Annotated in this window: 14 protein-coding genes and 2 pseudogenes; 11 read left to right on the forward strand and 5 right to left on the reverse strand. The window is 71.9% G+C overall.

Annotated features, from left to right (window positions below; all coding sequences use genetic code 11):
* Positions 1-170: 170 nt before the first annotated feature.
* Both OG715_RS22380 and OG715_RS22385 read left to right on the forward strand, forming a co-directional pair.
* Positions 171-2,960, forward strand: coding sequence for a transglycosylase domain-containing protein (locus OG715_RS22380; protein WP_266270635.1), 2,790 nt, complete (start codon positions 171-173; stop codon positions 2,958-2,960).
* A 191-nt stretch (positions 2,961-3,151) separates the two neighbouring features.
* The gene (locus tag OG715_RS22385; protein WP_266270636.1) at positions 3,152-4,690 is read left to right on the forward strand and encodes a glycosyltransferase family 87 protein; all 1,539 of its coding nucleotides are present in this window, start codon (positions 3,152-3,154) and stop codon (positions 4,688-4,690) included.
* 34 nt (positions 4,691-4,724) lie between these two features.
* Here OG715_RS22385 and OG715_RS22390 read toward each other — a convergent pair whose 3' ends face one another.
* The 3 genes from OG715_RS22390 to OG715_RS22400 form a co-directional block, all read right to left on the reverse strand.
* Entirely contained in the window at positions 4,725-5,759 is a 1,035-nt protein-coding gene (locus OG715_RS22390; RefSeq protein WP_266270637.1) for an alanine racemase, read from the reverse strand.
* A 58-nt stretch (positions 5,760-5,817) separates the two neighbouring features.
* The gene (locus OG715_RS22395) at positions 5,818-6,936 is read right to left on the reverse strand and encodes a lipid II:glycine glycyltransferase FemX (protein WP_266270638.1); all 1,119 of its coding nucleotides are present in this window, start codon (positions 6,934-6,936) and stop codon (positions 5,818-5,820) included.
* 225 nt (positions 6,937-7,161) lie between these two features.
* On the reverse strand, positions 7,162-7,461 hold the full coding sequence (locus tag OG715_RS22400) for a hypothetical protein (protein WP_266270639.1): 300 nt from the start codon (positions 7,459-7,461) through the stop codon (positions 7,162-7,164).
* 299 nt (positions 7,462-7,760) lie between these two features.
* Here OG715_RS22400 and rpsF point away from each other — a divergent pair, with 299 nt between their 5' ends.
* From rpsF to rplI, 4 genes are all read left to right on the forward strand, one after another.
* Positions 7,761-8,051: a 30S ribosomal protein S6 gene (rpsF, locus tag OG715_RS22405; RefSeq protein ID WP_030304539.1), complete on the forward strand. Its 291-nt coding sequence runs from the start codon at positions 7,761-7,763 to the stop codon at positions 8,049-8,051.
* A gap of 95 nt (positions 8,052-8,146) precedes the next feature.
* Positions 8,147-8,764: a single-stranded DNA-binding protein gene (locus tag OG715_RS22410; RefSeq protein WP_266270640.1), complete on the forward strand. Its 618-nt coding sequence runs from the start codon at positions 8,147-8,149 to the stop codon at positions 8,762-8,764.
* A 77-nt stretch (positions 8,765-8,841) separates the two neighbouring features.
* A complete protein-coding gene (gene rpsR / locus OG715_RS22415; RefSeq protein ID WP_030304537.1) occupies positions 8,842-9,078 on the forward strand; it encodes a 30S ribosomal protein S18 in 237 nt (78 codons plus the stop codon).
* 17 nt (positions 9,079-9,095) lie between these two features.
* Positions 9,096-9,542 (forward strand): 50S ribosomal protein L9, encoded by a 447-nt coding sequence (gene rplI / locus OG715_RS22420; protein WP_030392448.1) that lies wholly within the window; start codon positions 9,096-9,098, stop codon positions 9,540-9,542.
* Positions 9,543-9,680: 138 nt separating this feature from the next.
* On the opposite strand, the gene OG715_RS22425 is transcribed toward rplI, so the two are convergent.
* On the reverse strand, positions 9,681-11,006 hold the full coding sequence (locus tag OG715_RS22425; protein WP_266270641.1) for an MATE family efflux transporter: 1,326 nt from the start codon (positions 11,004-11,006) through the stop codon (positions 9,681-9,683).
* Between the two features lie 596 nt (positions 11,007-11,602).
* Between OG715_RS22425 and dnaB the strand changes: the two genes are divergently transcribed.
* Positions 11,603-13,090, forward strand: coding sequence for a replicative DNA helicase (gene dnaB / locus OG715_RS22430; RefSeq protein WP_266271782.1), 1,488 nt, complete (start codon positions 11,603-11,605; stop codon positions 13,088-13,090).
* A gap of 41 nt (positions 13,091-13,131) precedes the next feature.
* Here dnaB and manA read toward each other — a convergent pair whose 3' ends face one another.
* The gene (gene manA, locus OG715_RS22435) at positions 13,132-14,331 is read right to left on the reverse strand and encodes a mannose-6-phosphate isomerase, class I (RefSeq protein WP_266270642.1); all 1,200 of its coding nucleotides are present in this window, start codon (positions 14,329-14,331) and stop codon (positions 13,132-13,134) included.
* Between the two features lie 321 nt (positions 14,332-14,652).
* Between manA and OG715_RS22440 the strand changes: the two genes are divergently transcribed.
* The 4 genes and pseudogenes from OG715_RS22440 to OG715_RS22455 form a co-directional block, all read left to right on the forward strand.
* Positions 14,653-15,414 carry a polyprenol monophosphomannose synthase gene (locus tag OG715_RS22440; RefSeq protein ID WP_266270643.1) on the forward strand — a complete coding sequence of 254 codons (762 nt, stop codon included), beginning with the start codon at positions 14,653-14,655 and terminating at the stop codon, positions 15,412-15,414.
* Between the two features lie 230 nt (positions 15,415-15,644).
* Entirely contained in the window at positions 15,645-16,595 is a 951-nt protein-coding gene (locus OG715_RS22445; protein WP_266270644.1) for an MBL fold metallo-hydrolase, read from the forward strand.
* A 22-nt stretch (positions 16,596-16,617) separates the two neighbouring features.
* A pseudogene (gene mobA / locus OG715_RS22450) lies at positions 16,618-17,187 on the forward strand (molybdenum cofactor guanylyltransferase); the annotation flags it as partial.
* A gap of 106 nt (positions 17,188-17,293) precedes the next feature.
* Positions 17,294-17,578 (forward strand): annotated as a pseudogene (locus OG715_RS22455) (DUF6457 domain-containing protein); the annotation flags it as partial.
* Between the last annotated feature and the right edge of the window lie 4 nt (positions 17,579-17,582).

The raw sequence follows: 17,582 nt of genomic DNA on the forward strand, positions 1-17,582 counted from the left end.
TCTGTTGCCGTTTTGCGGTTATTGGCGATTGATGCCCGATTAGTTCGGATTCGGAGCTGCGTACGCTGTCGCGTGTGCACGAGGACCACCTCCGGGGTTAGGGCGGTTACGGGCATCGGACGTGGACCCTGCCTTCAGGCTCGACCGGCCTGGCGAGGAGTAGCTGGAAGATGAGCGAACGACGGCGCAGGTCGCCCGGCGGCGACGGTCGCCCGCCGGGTGACGGCAACGGGCGGTCGGAAGGAGCCGGGCCCGACGAGCTGGGCTCGGCGGGTCTGGGCCGACGGCGCCCGCCGGGCACGCGGGACACCGCCCAGCAGCCCCGGATGACCCGTGCCGAAATGCGGAAGGCCGCCCAGAAGGGCGGGCGTCGCGGGGACGGGACGGCCGCCGCCGCCGGCGCGGCCGCCGCCGGGGGCGGTGCCCCCGGCAAGAAACGGTTCATCGACTACCCGCGCTTCGGCAAGCAGGGCGTCCGCCGCTGGCTGCCCTCCTGGCGGCAGTGGCTGAGCGCCGTGCTGCTCTTCGCCGCGGTCTGCGTGGGGGCGGTCTTCTACATCTACCAGAGCACCAAGATCCCGCCGCTGAACGCCCTGGTGAACGACCAGAACAACATCTACTACTGGGCCGACGGCACCGAGATGGTCCGCAAGGGCGAGACCAACCGGCAGATCGTCGAGCTGACCGACATCTCGCCCAACCTCCAGAACGCGGTCATCGCGGCGGAGAACGAGACCTTCCGCACGGACAGCGGCATCGACCCCAAGGGCATGCTGCGCGCGGTGGTCAACATGGCGAAGGGCGGTCAGACCCAGGGCGCCTCGACCATCACCCAGCAGTACGTCAAGAACGCCTATCTGACCCAGGAGCAGACCCTCAGCCGCAAGGTGAAGGAGTTCTTCATCACCCTGAAGGTCAATCAGGAGTACGAGAAGCCCGACATCCTCAAGGGCTACCTCAACACCAGCTGGTTCGGCCGGGGCGCGACCGGTGCCCAGGCCGCCGCCCAGGCGTACTACGGCGTCAACGCCAAGGACCTCGACCTGTGCCAGAGCGCCATGCTGGCCGGCCTGCTCAAGGGCGCGTCGTACTACGACCCGACCATCAAGGCGAACCAGGCCCGCGCCGAGGAGCGCTGGAAGTGGATCCTCGACCGGATGGTGGAGACCAAGAACACCACCGCCGAGGAGCGGGCGAAGTGCACCGCCTTCCCCACCCCGATCAAGCAGGTCCCGTCGGCCAACATGAACGGTCAGATCAGCTACATGGTCGAGACCGCCAACAAGTACGTCATGGCCAAGGACCCGACGATCGACCAGCGGGCGATCGACCGGGGCGGCTTCAAGATCTACACGACCTTCCAGAAGGACAAGGTCGACGCCCTGAAGAAGGCCGTGGACGACGTCAAGGCGGAGACCCTCAACGTCCAGAAGCGCCCGAACAACGACAACTTCATCCAGTTCGGCGCCTCCAGCATCGTCCCCGGTGACGGCGCCATCGTCGCCATCTACGGCGGCGAGGGCGTGGAGAACGGGAACTTCGGCAACAACGCCGACGCCCAGGGCGTCCAGGTCGGCTCGACCTTCAAGCCCTTCGTGCTGGCCACCGCCATGCAGACCGGCGTGCTGACCGCGACCGACGACAAGGGCAAGCCCAAGCGGATCAACGCCGACAGCCGCTACCTGTCCGACGACCTCTCGGAGATCCGCAAGCCGGACGGCTCGCTGGTGCTCGGTGACGACGGCAAGCCGTACCGGCAGCGGAACGAGGAGAAGGGCAAGCGCGGCTACGTCTCGCTGCGGATGGCCATGCAGTACTCCTACAACGTGCCCTTCGTGCAGCTGAACCAGGACGTCGGCGGCCAGGCCGTGATGCAGACCGCCGAGGCGCTGGGCATCCGCAAGGAGAGCATCGAGAAGGAGTCGAAGACGGCGACCTTCCCGCTCGGCGTCTCCACCATCAGCCCGATCCGGATGGCGGACGCCTACGCGACCTTCGCCGCCAGCGGCAAGCAGGCCGAGCCCTACTCGGTCACCAAGGTCCTGGTGGACGGCAAGGAGCGGACCGGCTTCGACAAGCACGAGACCAAGCAGGCGGTGGAGGCGGTGGTCGCCGACAACATCACCGACGTGCTGGTGAACGTGGCGCAGAACGGTACCGGTAAGAAGACCAACACCCTCGGCCGCCCGGTGGCCGGCAAGACCGGTACCACCGACGAGAACAAGTCGGCCTGGTGGGTCGGCTACACCCCGCAGCTGGCCACCAGCGTGGCGATGTGGCGCGAGGACCCGACCGCGCACGAGCGGCTCTCGCTGAACGGCACCGGCGGCAAGGACTCGGTGCACGGTGGTGACGTCCCCGCGGACGTCTTCACCCGGTACATGAAGGCCGCGCTGGCCAACGAGAAGAAGCTGAACTTCCCGACCCCGCAGCCGGTCGGCTCGCAGGTCGACTCCTCGGGCGCGCCGAGCACGGCGAGCGCCGTGCCGACCCCGACCACGACCGAGACCGTCACCGGTCCCCCGGTCGACCCGAACGCCGGTCAGCCGACCCAGCCGCCGGTCACCCAGGGGCCGGCCTGCGTCCCGGGCGTCGACTGCCCGGGCACGGTGCCCACCCAGCCCGGTCCGACCAAGACCAACCCGAACCCGGGCGGCGGCACGACCGGCGGTGGCGCTGCCAACGGTGGCGGCACGACCGGCGGCGCTGCCAACGGTGGTGCTGCCAACGGTGGCGGCACGACCGGCGGCACGACCGGCGGCACCACCCCCTCGCCGAGCTGCCTGCTCGGTCCGATCGGCTGCAGCACGCCGACCCAGCCGACCACCCCGACCACCGACCCGGGCGGCGGGGCCGGCGGCGGTGCGGGCGGTGCGACCGGCGGCCCGACCACCAGGCCGCCGAAGCCCTCGGGCTCGGCCTCGCCGGGCGGCGGCAACGGCAGCGTCGCGGTGCCGTAGGACACGGTGACCGGAACGGCGGTGGGAGGCTCCCCGGAGCCTCCCACCGCCGTTTCGCCGTATTCGGAGCGATTCGTGTTGGTACCCGGGCCCCGGGCGGACGGCTCCGGGCCGATCCGGCGGCCCCGGTCCCGGGAAAAGGGGCAGGGGCCTCCTCGTACGGGCGGGCGGGGTGCGGCAGGATGTCCGCCATGACGTCCAGCACTCGCGAGGAAGAGGACCGGGCCGCGCCGGCGGCCGGTCCGCAGGCCAACACCGTGGTGGTGCCGGCGGACGAGGACCCGGTCGCGGCCGCCGGCAGCGAGGTGATCGGCGGCCCGCCCGGACGGCGCGCCCTGCTCGGCGTCTCCTGGTGGATCCCGGCCCGCTTCCTGGCGCTGGTGGTGATCGTGGTCTCGGTGCTGGGCATGGCGCAGAAGCTGCCCTGCTACAACGCCGCCTGGTTCCAGCCCGGCTCGCCGCAGTACGTGCACGCCTGCTACAGCGACATCCCGCACCTGTTCTCCGGGCGCGGCTTCGCGGCCGGACTGCACCCCTACGTGGACCGGATCCCGGGCACCTCCGGGGATCTGCAGTTCCTGGAGTACCCGGTGCTGACCGGCCTGTTCATGCAGGTCTCGGCCTGGCTGACGCCCGGCGGCGGCGCCCTCCAGGACCAGGAGCGCTGGTTCTGGACCATCAACGCGGGCCTGCTGATGGCCTGCGCGGTGGTCGCGGTGGTCGCGCTCTCCCGCACCCACCGGCGCCGCCCCTGGGACGCGCTGATGTTCGCCCTGGCGCCGGTGCTGCTGCTCAACGCCACCGTCAACTGGGACCTGCTGGCGGTCGCGCTGGCCGCCGTCGCGCTCGCCTGGTGGTCCGGCTCGCGACCGCTCTGGGCCGGTGTGTTCATCGGGCTCGCCACCGCGGCCAAGCTCTACCCGCTGCTGCTGCTCGGCCCCCTGGTGGTGCTCTGCTGGCGGGCCGGGCGCGGGCGCGACCTGCGGGCACTGCTCGGCGGCGCGGTCGGCGCCTGGCTGCTGGTCAACCTGCCGATCATGATGGCGAACTGGCAGGGCTGGTCGACCTTCTACGTCTTCAGCAAGCACCGCACCGAGGACTACGGCTCGCTGTGGCTGATCCTGATGCAGAACCGCGGCGTCGGACTGGCGAACCTCGACACCTTCATCGCCGTCCTGATGCTGCTGAGCTGCGCGGGGATAGCGTGGCTCGGGCTCGCGGCGCCCCGCCGGCCGAGGGTGGTCCAGCTGGCCTTCCTGGTGGTGGCCGCGTTCGTGCTCCTCAACAAGGTGTACTCGCCGCAGTACGTGCTCTGGCTGCTGCCGCTGGCGGTGCTGGCCCGGCCGCGCTGGCGGGACATCCTGATCTGGCAGGCCTGCGAGGTGCTCTACACCCTGGGCATCTGGTCCCACCTGGGCTTCGTCACCGGGGCCAAGCAGCACGGCGTCGGCGAGTCCTGGTACCACTTCGCGATCGTGCTGCACCTGCTCGGCACGCTCTACCTGGTGGGCCTGGTGGTCCGGGACATCCTGCTGCCGGACCGCGACCCGGTCCGCTGGGACGGCAGTGACGACCCGTCCGGCGGGGTGCTCGACGGGTCCCCGGACGTGTTCGTGCTCGGCAGCGCCCGCCGGCTGCGCGAGGAGGAGAGCTACGCCGGGTACGCGCCGGCCGGCCCCGAGGCGTGGCTGGAGGAGCCGCCCGCCGCGGAACCGGCCGAGAAGGCCTGACCGGGCCGGCCCCCGCGGGGGCCGGCCCCGGGCCTCAGCGGTCGACCACGCGGTCGAAGTGCGTGGTGGTGTGCCGGACCTGGAGGCCCAGCTCGTCGCCGATCACCGGCGGCTCGCTCTCGCCGTCCAGGAGCAGCAGCGACACCTGCATGTGCGGCGGCTCGGCGAACCAGAGCTGCTTGCCCGCCCAGTGGTACGGCGACTTGGTCTTGTTCACGGTGGCCAGACCGGCCCGGGCGATGCCCTTGGCCCGCGAGGACATGCCCTGGACGTACTTGGGCGCCTCCAGGCCGATGCCGTGCGCGGTGCCGCCGGCGACCACCAGCAGGTGGCCGTCGGCCGGCGCCGGGTGCTGGCGGTAGCCGTAGCGGTCGCCCTTCTTGACCGGGGTCACGTCCAGCACCGTGGCCCTGACCTCCAGCGCGCCGTGGTCGCCCAGCCAGAGCCGGGTGCCGATCCGGGCCCGGAAGACGGTGCCGGGGAAGCGCTGGGTCAGCTGCTCCATGCCCGCCGCGCCGAGGTGGCTGACGAAGACCGTGTGCACCGGGAGACCGGCGGCCCGGGCGGTCTCCACCCAGTACGCGACCTCTTCGACCGGGCTGGAGCCGTCCGGCCGGTCCATCGGCAGGTGCAGCGCCAGGCCCTCGAAGGCGATGCCGTCCAGCTCGGCGGCGACCGCCGGGAGGTCGGCCGCCGAGACGCCGTGCCGGCGCATGGTGGTCATGCACTCCAGCACGACCCGGGCGCCGTGCAGCGCCCGCACGCCGGCCACGTTGGCTACCGTCCGGATCACCCGGGCGTGCGGCAGCGGGAGCGCCTCCTCGCCCACCCGGTAGGGGGTGAGCACCAGCAGCTCACCGCCGTACCAGTCGGCCGCGTCGGCGGCCTCGTAGGCGGTGCCGACGGCCAGCACACCGGTGCCGAGGAGGGTCGCCTCCTCGGCCAGGCGGTGGTTGCCCAGCCCGTAGCCGTTGCCCTTCGCCACCGGCACCAGGCCGGGGAACTCGGCCAGGACGGAGCGCTGGTGGGTACGCCAGCGTTCGGTGTCGAGATAGAGCGACAGCGTCATCGGGTCATCTCCCAGAGGGTGTTGGGCACGGCGGCTCGGGGGCTCGGCGGGGTGCTGCTCAGCGGCGCGACATGTAGAGGTCGAGGGCCTTGTGCAGCAGCTTGTTGAGCGGGAAGTCCCACTCGCCGAGGTACTCGGCGGCCTGGCCGCCGGTGCCGACCTTGAACTGGATCAGGCCGAACAGGTGGTCGTTCTCGTCCAGGGTGTCGGAGATGCCGCGGAGGTCGTACACCCCGCCGCCCAGCGCGTAGGAGTCGCGCATCATCCGCCACTGGATCGCGTTGGACGGCTTGACCTCGCGCTTGTGGTTGGCCGACGCGCCGTAGGAGTACCAGACGTGCTCGCCGACGACCAGCATCGTGGTCGCCGCCAGCGGCTCGCCCTCGTGGTAGGCGATGTACAGGCGCATCCGGTTCGGGTCCTCGGAGGTGAGGGCGTTCCACATGCGCTGGAAGTACGACAGCGGGCGCGGGGTGAACTTGTCGCGCTCGGCGGTCACCAGGTAGAGCTGGTGGAAGATCGGCAGCTCGTCGTAGCCGCCCTGGACCACCTCGACGCCGCTCTTCTCGGCCTTCTTGATGTTGCGGCGCCAGAGCTGGTTGAAGCCCTTCTGGATGTCGTCCAGCGAGCGGTTGGCCAGCGGCACCTGGAAGACGTAGCGGGGCTGGACGTCGCCGAAGCCGGCGCCGCCGTCGTCGCCCTGGAGCCAGCCGGCCTTGCGCAGCCGGTCGGCGACCTCGAAGGCGCGCGGCTCGTACCAGTCGGCCTCGATGTCGCGCAGGCGCTTCGCCTCCTTGCCGGCGATGGCCTCCTTGATGGTCGGGGCGTTCCAGCGGCGGATGACCACCGGCGGGCCCATCTTCACCGAGAAGGCGCCCTGGGACTTCAGGTGGGCGAGCATCGGCTGCAGCCAGCGGTCGAGGTCGCGGTCGAACCAGTCGATCACCGGGCCCTCGGGCAGGTAGGCGAGGTAGCGCTTGACCTTGGGCAGCTGGCGGTAGAGCACCAGGCCGGCGCCGACGAGCTGGTTCTGCTGGTCGAACCAGCCGATCGACTCGGTGCGCCACTCGGCCTTCACGTCGCCCCAGGACGGCACCTGCATGTGGCTGGCCGAGGCGCGGCTCCTGATGAAGGCGAGGTGCTCCTCGCGGGTGATCGTCCTCAGGCGCAGGCTCATGCTCGGTGCTCCTCGTCGGTCGGGCTGCGGTGGGCCCCGTGTTCTCGGGCTGACCCTATCGTCCGGGGTTCCGCCGGCTGCGGGTCCCGTCGGCTGCGGGGCTCCTCGCGGTGGATCTCGTCCGCCGCGGTCGTCTGCTGAGGGCACGGCGACGCCCCCGCGGCGTACCGGTCCGTCGAAGACAGATACGCCGCAGGGGCGCCGGGGGTTCCTTGCGGGGAGGGGCTAGCCCCAGAGCCCGCCGCGGGCGATGCCGAGGTAGAAGCCGATCGCCGAGGCGCCGAGCGTGACCATCAGGACGAAGCGCTCGGCCGTGGTCACGGAGATGTACATCCCCAGCAGGCCCGTGATGATCCCGAACAGGCCGGTCCACGAGGTCAGCAGATGCAGGTTGTGGAAGAACGAGGTGGTGAAGGCGATCACGCCCAGTACGGCGGTAGCGCCGACCAGGGTGTTCTCGCGGGGGTGCGGGTGGCCGTCGGTGTTCAGGGTGAGGGCCGGCATGCGGTGGACGGTCTGGGCCATGTGTCCCACCTCCTGGCGTGGAGACGAACGAGCAGGAAACCCGTTCCGTCCAGATTGCGGCGGTTGGGTCGGTCTCACAACCCCTATGCGTTTTGTTCGTCCGTCCGGGTGCGGGTAGGGTGGGTCGTCTGCACTGGTGTAGTTGTGCCCTCCGCTGCCCTCTTTCGGGTGAACGGGGACGGGCTGTCCGACCCGGCCGCTACGGTGGCCGAAGTCGTCACTGCACCGGTGTCGACGCTGCACAACCCTCCTGCCACGGAGAGACCGTGGCCGTTGAGTCCAAAGGAGGTGGGTTACTCATGCGTCACTACGAGGTGATGGTCATCCTCGACCCCTCGGTCGAGGAGCGCGCCGTTTCCCCCCTGATCGAGAGCTTCCTGGCTGTCGTCCGCAACGCGGGCGGCAAGGTCGAGAAGGTCGACACCTGGGGTCGCCGCCGTCTGGCCTACGAGATCAACAAGCAGTCCGAGGGCATCTACTCGGTCATCGACCTCCAGGCCACGCCTGAGGTCGTCAAGGAGCTCGACCGCCAGATGGGCCTGAGCGAGTCGGTTCTCCGGACCAAGGTCCTGCGCCCGGACACCCACTGAGCCACCTCTGAGGCCTTCGGGTCTCGGGTAGCTCGCGTCCGCTGTTTCACGTGAAACAGCGGTGAACGGACATCTTCCCGAGAGGTCATCACCACATGGCAGGCGAGACCGTCATCACCCTCGTCGGCAATCTCGTCGACGACCCCGAGCTGCGCTTCACCCCGTCGGGTGCGGCGGTCGCGAAGTTCCGCATCGCGTCCACCCCCCGCACCTTCGACCGTCAGACGAACGAGTGGAAGGACGGCGAGAGCCTCTTCCTCACGTGCAACGTCTGGCGGCAGCCGGCGGAGAACGTGGCCGAGTCGCTGCAGCGTGGCATGCGCGTCATCGTGCAGGGCCGACTGCGCCAGCGGTCTTACGAGACCAAGGAAGGCGAGAAGCGGACGGTCTTCGAGGTCGAGGTCGACGAGGTCGGTCCGAGCCTGCGCTCGGCGACCGCGAAGGTCACCCGGGCCAACCGGTCCGGTGGTCCCGGCGGCGCTCCCGGTGGCGGCGGCTTCGGCGGCGGCCCTCAGGGCGGCGGCCAGGGCGGCGGTAACTGGGGCGGCGGCGGTGGAGGCCAGCAGGGCGGCAACTGGGGTGGAAACTCCGGTGGCCAGTCCGGCCCCTCCGACGACCCCTGGGCGTCCAGCGCTCCCTCTGGTGGAAACCAGGGCGGCGGCAGCTGGGGTGCCCCGTCCGGTGGCGGCTTCTCGGAAGAGCCCCCGTTCTAAGAGCTGACAGATTTCGTGCGGCCAGGGGCCCGGCGTCGTGAGACGCCGGCCCGGTCGTGAACCCAATGGAGCACACAATGGCGAAGCCGCCTGCTCGCAAGCCGAAGAAGAAGGTTTGCGTCTTCTGCAAGGACAAGGTCAACTACGTTGACTACAAGGACACGAACCTGCTGCGGAAGTTCATCTCCGACCGTGGCAAGATCCGTGCCCGCCGGGTCACCGGCAACTGCACCCAGCACCAGCGTGACGTCGCCACGGCCGTGAAGAACAGCCGTGAGATGGCGCTGCTGCCCTACACCAGCACCGCGCGCTAAGAGAGGGTGACCGAATAATGAAGATCATCCTCACTCACGAGGTGCCGGGTCTCGGCTCCGCCGGCGAGGTCGTCGAGGTCAAGGACGGCTACGCCCGCAACTACCTGGTCCCGCGTGGCTACGCCATCCGCTGGACCAAGGGTGGTCAGAAGGACGTCGACGCCATCCGTCGCGCCCGCAAGATCCACCAGATCCAGACCCTCGAGGCCGCCAACGAGGTCAAGGGCAAGCTCGAGGGCGTCCAGGTCAAGCTGGCCGTTCGCTCGGGCGACGCCGGCCGTCTGTTCGGCTCGGTGACCCAGGCCGACGTCGTCGAGGCCATCAAGGCCGCCGGCGGCCCGGCGGTCGACAAGCGCGCCGTCGCGATCGCCTCGCCGATCAAGACCGTGGGTACCCACAAGGTCTCGGTCAAGCTGCACTCGGACGTCCAGGCCAACCTGGACATCGCCGTCGTCGCCGCCTGATCAGCGACAACGCCGTAGCAGTGGCCGCAGGGCCGGTCTCCCCCTCGGGGGAGGCCGGCCCTCGGTCGTTCCGGGGGTCGTTCCGGGGGCCGACCCGGTGCGGTGCGGTGCTCCCGGGCCCGGCGGGGCTACGGGGGCTCAGCTCCGGACGGCGCCGGTGACCAGCCACTTGCCGCCCCGGGCCCGCACCGCCAGGAAGCCCGCGCGGACCAGCATGAAGAGGTTCAGCGCCCACCAGAGCCCGGCCAGCCCGGTGCCGCTGGCCGGCACGGCGAGCGCGGCCGGGGCGAACACCACGAGGGTGGCGAGCATCGCCCGGGCCAGGTACGTGCCGTCCCCCGCGCCCATCAGCACGCCGTCCAGGACGTAGACCAGTCCGGAGACCGGCTGGCAGAGCGCGAGCAGCAGCAGGACGGTGTTCAGCTCCTGCTGCACCGCCGGGTCCGGGCTGAACAGCGGGACGTACAGCGGCCGGGCGACGACGACCAGCACGCCCAGCACCACCCCGGCGCCTACGCCCCACTCGATCATCCGCCGGGTGGCCGCCCGGGTGCCCGGGACGTCCGAGGCCCCCAGGTAGCGGCCGATGATGGCCTGGCCGGCGATCGCGATGGAGTCCAGCGCGAAGGCGATGAACAGCAGCACCGTCATCGCGATCTGGTGTGCGGCGATCTCCTTGTCGCCGAGCCCGGCGGCCACCGCGGTGGCGATCATCAGGATCGCGCGCAGGCTCAGGGTGCGGACCATCAGCGGCCCGCCGGCCCTGGCGCTCGCGCGTATCCCGGCGGCGTCCGGCCGGAGCGAGGCCCGCTCCCGGCGGGCCCCGCGCACCACCACGAACACGTAGACGGCGGCCATGCCGGTCTGGGCGATCACCGTGCCCCAGGCCGAGCCGGCCACCCCGAGCCCGGCGCCGTAGACCAGCCCGACGTTCAGTCCGAGGTTGACGGCGAACCCGGCGACGGCCACGTAGAGCGGGGTCCGGGTGTCCTGGAGGCCGCGCAGCACGCCGGTGGCGGCCATCACCATGAGGACGGCCGGGATGCCGAGCGCGCTGATCCGCAGATAGGTCACCGCGTACGGGGCGGCGGTCGCCGAGGCGCCGAGGGCCTCGGCCACCCGGGGGGCGAGCAGCAGGGTCAGCGCGACCACGGCGGCGGAGAGCGCCAGGGCCAGCCAGATGCCGTCGATGCCCTGCTGGATCGCGGCCCGGCGGTCCCCGGCGCCGATCCGGCGGGCGACCGCGGCGGTGGTCGCGTAGGCGAGGAAGACGAAGACCCCGGTCGCGGTGGTGAGGGCGGCCGAGGCGACGCCGACACCGGCCAGCTGGGCCGTGCCGAGGTGGCCCACGATGGCGGAGTCGGCCATCAGGAAGAGCGGCTCGGCGACCAGGGCGCCGAAGGCGGGGACGGCGAGGGCGAGGATCTCCCGGTCGTGGCGGCGGCGGTCGGCGGTGAGGGTCATGGGGTCCAGGCTACTCATCCACAGGTAAGTGCCACCAGGGCATAGAGAAGCTTACTCGTACGGCTGGGCGACTGGGCCGTCCGGGTCTGTGTCCACCGCCACCCGACTGTGTGTGAAGAATTTCTCATGCACAGGCCCTGGAGGAGGGAATCCCAGGTCAGCGAGTTGACGGTGGATCGATGGTCTGGTTATCCACAGGGCTTTCCACAGGGGCGTCCACAGGTTTGCGGTACTTCTCCACAGCCATCGGGCGCTCGTCCACACCCCCTGTGGATAACCGCCTTGGCCGAAAGGCTCCCGGCGCCTTAGCGTGGGGCCTCCGGCCGACACTCCCACCCGCCCCGGCGTCCGATTTGTCGGTGCGGTGGCGTAGAAATGCGGTGGCGGGGAGTCGGGCTCCGCTCCCTCCCGGCCGCCACCGGCAAGGCCCGCTCCAACTCGCACCACTCGCTGATCGGGGAACACGCGTGACCGGCCCCCAGTACGACGACCACGACGCCCCGCCCCCGCCGGAGGACGACTGGCAGGGTGCCGACGACCCCTTCCCGGTCGGTGCCTTCGCCGACGCCCCCTTCCCGGACGGTCCCGGCGACCGGCTGCCGGTCTCGCGCGGCCGCGGCAACGGTCAGGGCAAGGGGGAGGGCGGCGGCTTCCAGAAGGGCGGCAAGGGCGGCTCCGGCGGTTCGGGCGGCTTCCAGCGGGACGGCAAGCGGCGCCAGGGCGGCGAGGACGAGCGCTCCGGGGAGGGCGGCCTGGAGGGCTTCGAGCGGGTCCCCCCGCAGGACCTCGCGGCCGAGCAGTCCGTCCTCGGCGGCATGCTGCTGTCCAAGGACGCCATCGCCGACGTGGTCGAGGTGCTCAAGCCCGCCGACTACTACCGCCCCGCGCACGAGCTGGTGCACGGCGCGATCCTCGACCTGTACGCGCGCGGCGAGCCGGCCGACCCGATCACCGTCGCCGGTGAGCTGACCAAGCGCGGCGAGCTCCAGCGGGTCGGCGGCCCCGGTTACCTGCACACCCTGGTCAACTCCGTCCCGACCGCCGCCAACGCCGAGTACTACGCGCAGATCGTGCACGAGCGCGCGGTGCTGCGCCGACTGGTCGAGGCGGGCACCCGGATCGCGGGCATGGGCTACGCCGCCGAGGGCGACGTCGACGAGATCGTCAACGCGGCCCAGGCGGAGATCTACGCCGTCACCGAGCAGCGCACCAACGAGGACTACGCGCCGCTCGCCGACATCATGGAGGGCGCCCTCGACGAGATCGAGTCGATCGGCTCCCGCAACGGCCAGATGTCCGGTGTCCCGACCGGCTTCGCCGACTTCGACGCGCTCACCAACGGGCTCCACCCCGGCCAGATGATCGTCATCGCGGCCCGTCCCGCGATGGGAAAGTCCACCCTGGCGCTGGACTTCGCCCGGGCCTGCTCGATCCAGCACAAGCTGCCGAGCGTGATCTTCTCGCTCGAAATGGGCCGCAACGAGATCGCCATGCGTCTGCTCTCCGCCGAGGCGCGGGTGGCGCTGCACCACATGCGCTCCGGCTCGATGACGGACGACGACTGGACCAGGGTCGCCCGCCGGATGCCGGACGTCAGCGAGGCACCGCTGTTCATCGACGACTCGCCGAACCTGTCGATGATGGAGATCCGGGCCAAGTGCCGCCGGCTCAAGCAGCGCAACGACATCAAACTGGTCGTCATCGACTACCTCCAGCTGATGCAGTCCGGCGGCTCCCGCCGGGCCGAGAACCGTCAGCAGGAGGTCTCCGACATGTCGCGAAACCTGAAGCTGCTGGCCAAGGAGCTGGAGGTGCCGGTGATCGCGCTGTCCCAGCTGAACCGTGGTCCCGAACAGCGCACCGACAAGCGGCCGATGGTCTCCGACCTGCGTGAGTCCGGCTCGATCGAGCAGGACGCGGACATGGTCATCCTGCTGCACCGCGAGGACGCCTACGAGAAGGAGTCCCCCCGCGCGGGCGAGGCCGACCTCATCGTCGCCAAGCACCGCAACGGCCCGACCGCCACCATCACCGTGGCCTTCCAGGGCCACTACTCGCGCTTCGTCGACATGACCCGCGACTAAACCGTCTCGCGGATCACGCCGGGGCGGTACGGGCGGACGGCTCAGAGCGTGACGGTGGCCCGGAAGACGGTGGCGCCGGTGCCGGTCAGCCGGATCGTGGCGCCGGTGGCCGGGAGGAAGGCCGATTCGCCGCGGGCCAGCTCCAGGCTGTCGCCGTCGGCCGAGTCCAGCCGGGCGGTGCCCGCGGTGCAGAGCAGGATCTGCGGCGCGTCGCCGAGCAGGGTCCGCTCCCCGCCGTCGAGGACGAACCGGGAGAGCCGGAACTCGTCGATCGGCACGGGGTACAGCTCCTCGCCCGGCGTCGCGTCCACCGTGACCGGCAGCAGCGGCTCCGGCGCGGTGGCGGCGAACTCGACCACCTCGAGCAGCTCGGGCACGTCGATGTGCTTGGGGGTGAGGCCGGCCCGCAGCACATTGTCCGAGTTGGCCTGGAGCTCGACACAGACGCCGTGCAGGTACGCGTGCGGGACGCCGGCGCCCAGGTAGAGCGCCTCGCCGGCGCGCAGCAGGACGTGGTTGAGCAGCATTCCGGCGATGAGCCCCCGGTCGCCGGGGAAGTCCCGGGCGATCCGGACGTACGGCGCGTACGGCCCGTCCGGGTCCTCGGCGGCCGCCTTGCCGACCGCCTCGGCGGTGTCCCGGACCACGGCCGCGGCGGCCGGGCCCTCCAGGCCGAGGGCGGCGGCCAGGGCGCCGCTGAGTGCCTCGGACTCGTCCTCGGCCCGGAGCGGGGCGATCACCGGCTCCAGTGCGGGGACGCCGAGACCGGCCAGCAGCGCGGCCGCGTCGGCGGGCCGGCGGAAGCCGCACAGGCCGTCGAAGTCGCCCAGGGCGCAGATGAGTTCGGGCTTGTGGTTGGCGTCCCGGTAGTTCCGGTGCGGGGCGTCCAGGGGGATCCCCAGGGCGTTCTCGGCGGCGAAACCGGCCCGGGCCTGGTCGAGCGAGGGGTGGGCCTGGATGGAGATCGGGATGGCCGGGGCGAGGACCTTGAGCAGGAACGGCAGGGTGGGCCCGAACCGGGCCACCGAGGCGGCCCCCAACTCGCCCTCGGGGTCCGCGGCGATCAGCTCGTCCAGCCGGCGCGGCCCCTCGCCCCGGTCGGCCCGGGAGGGGTCGCCGGGGTGGGCGCCCATCCAGAGCTCGGCCTGCGGTTCGCCGGTCGGCTCCTGCCCGAGCAGCGCGGGGAGCGCGGTGACGGATCCCCAGGCGTACGGGCGGACGGTGTTGACGAGCTTGTCCATGGGGGCGGTCCTGCTCCTTTGCTGCGGTGGGCTGGCGGGCCCGGCCGCCGGGCGGCGCCCCGCGGGCGGTGCCGGCGGTGGGCATCCGGGCAAAGGCCGGGCATCGACCCTAGCCGACCGGTGCCTCCGCAGGGGAAACGCCGGAGGCCGGTGGGGAGTGCCTCGGGCGGCGGGTCGGTTCGAGAACGCGGTAGTAGGATGCCAGGACCCAGTGTTTTCCACAGTGTCCCCCAGTCGGCGGGTGCCGGCCGGGGCTGTGAGTCCTGATGAGTGCGGGCAACGGTGACTGGCACTTCCCGCCACCGGCCGAGAGGTTAGTACGTGACCGTCAACCAGCAGAGTTTTGCTGATCTCGGCCGGGTGCTGGTGATCATCCCCACCTACAACGAGGTGGAGAACGTCGAGCGCATCGTCGGCCGGGTCCGCGCCGCCGTCCCCGAGGTGCACATCCTCGTCGCCGACGACAACAGCCCGGACGGCACCGGTGAGCTCGCCGACAAGCTCGCGGCCGAGGACTCCCACGTGCGCGTCCTGCACCGCAAGGGCAAGGAGGGCCTGGGCGCCGCCTACCTGGCCGGCTTCCGCTGGGGCATCGACGAGGGCTACGACGTGCTCGTCGAGATGGACGCCGACGGGTCCCACCGGCCCGAGGAGCTGGACCGGCTGCTGACCGCGCTGCGCGGCGCCGACCTGGTGCTCGGCTCGCGCTGGGTGCCCGGCGGCCGGGTGGTGAACTGGCCGAAGTCCCGGCTGCTGCTCTCGCGGGCCGGCTCGACCTACTCGCGGCTGATGCTCGGCGTGCCGATCCGGGACGTCACCGGCGGCTACCGGGCGTTCCGCAAGGAGACCCTGCTGGGCCTGGGCATGGACGAGGTCGCCTCGGCCGGCTACTGCTTCCAGGTCGACCTGGCCTGGCGCACCGTGAAGGCCGGCTTCAAGGTGGCCGAGGTGCCGATCACCTTCGTCGAGCGGGAGCTGGGCGCGTCCAAGATGAGCCGGAACATCGTGGTCGAGGCGCTCTGGCGGGTGACCTCCTGGGGTGTCGCCGACCGCTTCGCCCGGCTGACCGGCAAGAAGCGCTGACGCCGCCGGGCCACCCGGACACGTGAGCGGGAAGGCGTGCCCCGTCGGGCGCGCCTTCCGCGTTTTCGGCGTGCCCTGCTCCCATGCTGTAGGGCGCGAGGCCCGGCCGTGCCGGGGCGCCGTACCCGCCACCACCGCACACCGCCGCACCACCACCGCCGCACCACCACCGCACAGACCACCGCCGAGCCGGACCGGGACCGGGGCAGCCGAACCAGAGGGAGCAACCAGTGACGCCGTCCCCGTCCGATCAGAACACCGCCGAGGCGCCGGTCCGGCCGCTGGAGGTCGCCGTCTTCACCGGCCCCGAGTCGGCCTTCTTCGCCACCTCCACGCTGATCCTCGGGGAGCACACGGCGATCCTGGTCGACGCCCAGCTCACCCGCAGCGCCGGCCGCGAGCTGGCCGAGTGGGTCGCGGGCAAGGGCCGCCGGCTGCTCGCCATCGTGGTCACCCACCACCACCCCGACCACTACTTCGGCGCCGAGGAGGTGCTGCGGCTCTTCCCGGACGCCAGGCTGCTGGCCGCGCCCCCGGTCGTGGACGGCATCCTGCGCACCGCCGCCGCGAAGGTCGCCCAGTGGAAGCCGGTGTTCGGGGACGACATCCCGGACCACCCGCTGGTCCCGGCCCCGCTGCTCCCCCAGCCGCTGATGATCGACCGGCAGGCGATCCCGGTGCTGCTGCTCGGACAGGGCGACTGCGACGGCTCCACCGTGGTGCACGTGCCCAGCATCCGTACCGTGATCGCCGGCGACTTCGTCTACAACGGCACCCACGTCTGGACCGCCGACACCACGCCGGAACGCCGCACCGAGTGGATCCGCAACCTCGGCCGGATCGCCGAGCTCGGCGTGGAGCGGGTGATCGCCGGACACCGCGCGCCCGAGCAGGGGGACGACGCGGCCCGGGTGCTCGCCTTCACCGGGGAGTACCTGCAGGACTTCGACCGGCTGCTGGCCGAGCACCCGGACGACGCGGAGGCGCTGGTCGCGGCCGTGAACGAGCGGTACGGGGAGCTGACCCTGCCGGCCGTGCTGGAGCTGAGCGCGGCTGCCAACACCGCCGCCGCCCCGGCCGCGGCCGAGGAGGTCGCCGACATCGCCGAGGAGGACGCCGAGGTCGCCGAGGACGCTGCCGGCGCGGTCGACGGGGAAGCGCCCGGCCGTACCGCCGGCTGAGCGGGCGGCGGATACTGGCGGCATGACGCCGTACGACGTGATCGTCCCGGCCGGGGGAGCCGCCCGCCGGCTCGGCGGTGCGGACAAGCCGGCCCTGACCGTCGGCGGGACCACCCTGCTGGACCGGGTGCTCGCCGCCTGCGCGGGCGCCGGGACCACCGTGGTGGTCGGCCCGGTCCGCCCCACCGCCCGGCCCGGGGTCCGGTCGACCCGCGAGCAGCCGCCCGGCGGCGGACCGGTGGCGGCCGTCGCGGCCGGCCTCGCCGAGGTCACCGCCGAACTCGTGCTGCTGCTCGCCGCCGACCTGCCGTTCCTCGACGAGCGGACCGTCCACCGGCTGGTCACCGCCCTCGACGAGGCCGGTCCCGACACCGGGGCGGCCGTCCTGGTCGACGCCGCCGGCCGCGACCAGCCGCTCGCCGCCGCCTACCGCACCGCCGCCCTGCGCACCGCGCTGGCCGCCGTCGGAGACCCCGCCGGCCTCCCGCTGCGCCGCCTCACCGGCTCCCTGCGCACCCTGCGGCTGGCCGACACCGACGACGTCACCTACGACTGCGACACCTGGGAGGACCTCGCCCGGGCCCGGGAGCGCGACGGCCGGTAGCCGTCCCGACCCCGTTCCTCACCCCGCCCCGCACCCGGGTGTGCGGGAAACGACGCGCGGCGCTCACCGGGCAAACATCCCGGGGAAACCGCCGATCAGGCAGCATGTCCGCATGGAGCGCACGCTGGATGACTGGATCGCCGAGGCCTGTACCGAGCTGGGCATCGACCTGGACGTCGATGTCAAAGGTCTGCTCGACCTGGCCCGGGTGGTCGCCCACGGGGTGGACCGGCCCGCCGCCCCGCTGACCACCTTTCTGATCGGGTACGCCGCCGCGCAGCGCGGCGGCGGGCCGGAGGCGGTCGCCGAGGCGTCCCGGCGGGCCGCCGCGCTCGCCGAGCGCTGGGCCGCCGCGGCCCCGGACCAGGGACAGCCGTGAGCGC

It is taken from the genome of Kitasatospora purpeofusca (assembly GCF_036010405.1).
Lineage (GTDB): Bacteria > Actinomycetota > Actinomycetes > Streptomycetales > Streptomycetaceae > Kitasatospora > Kitasatospora purpeofusca.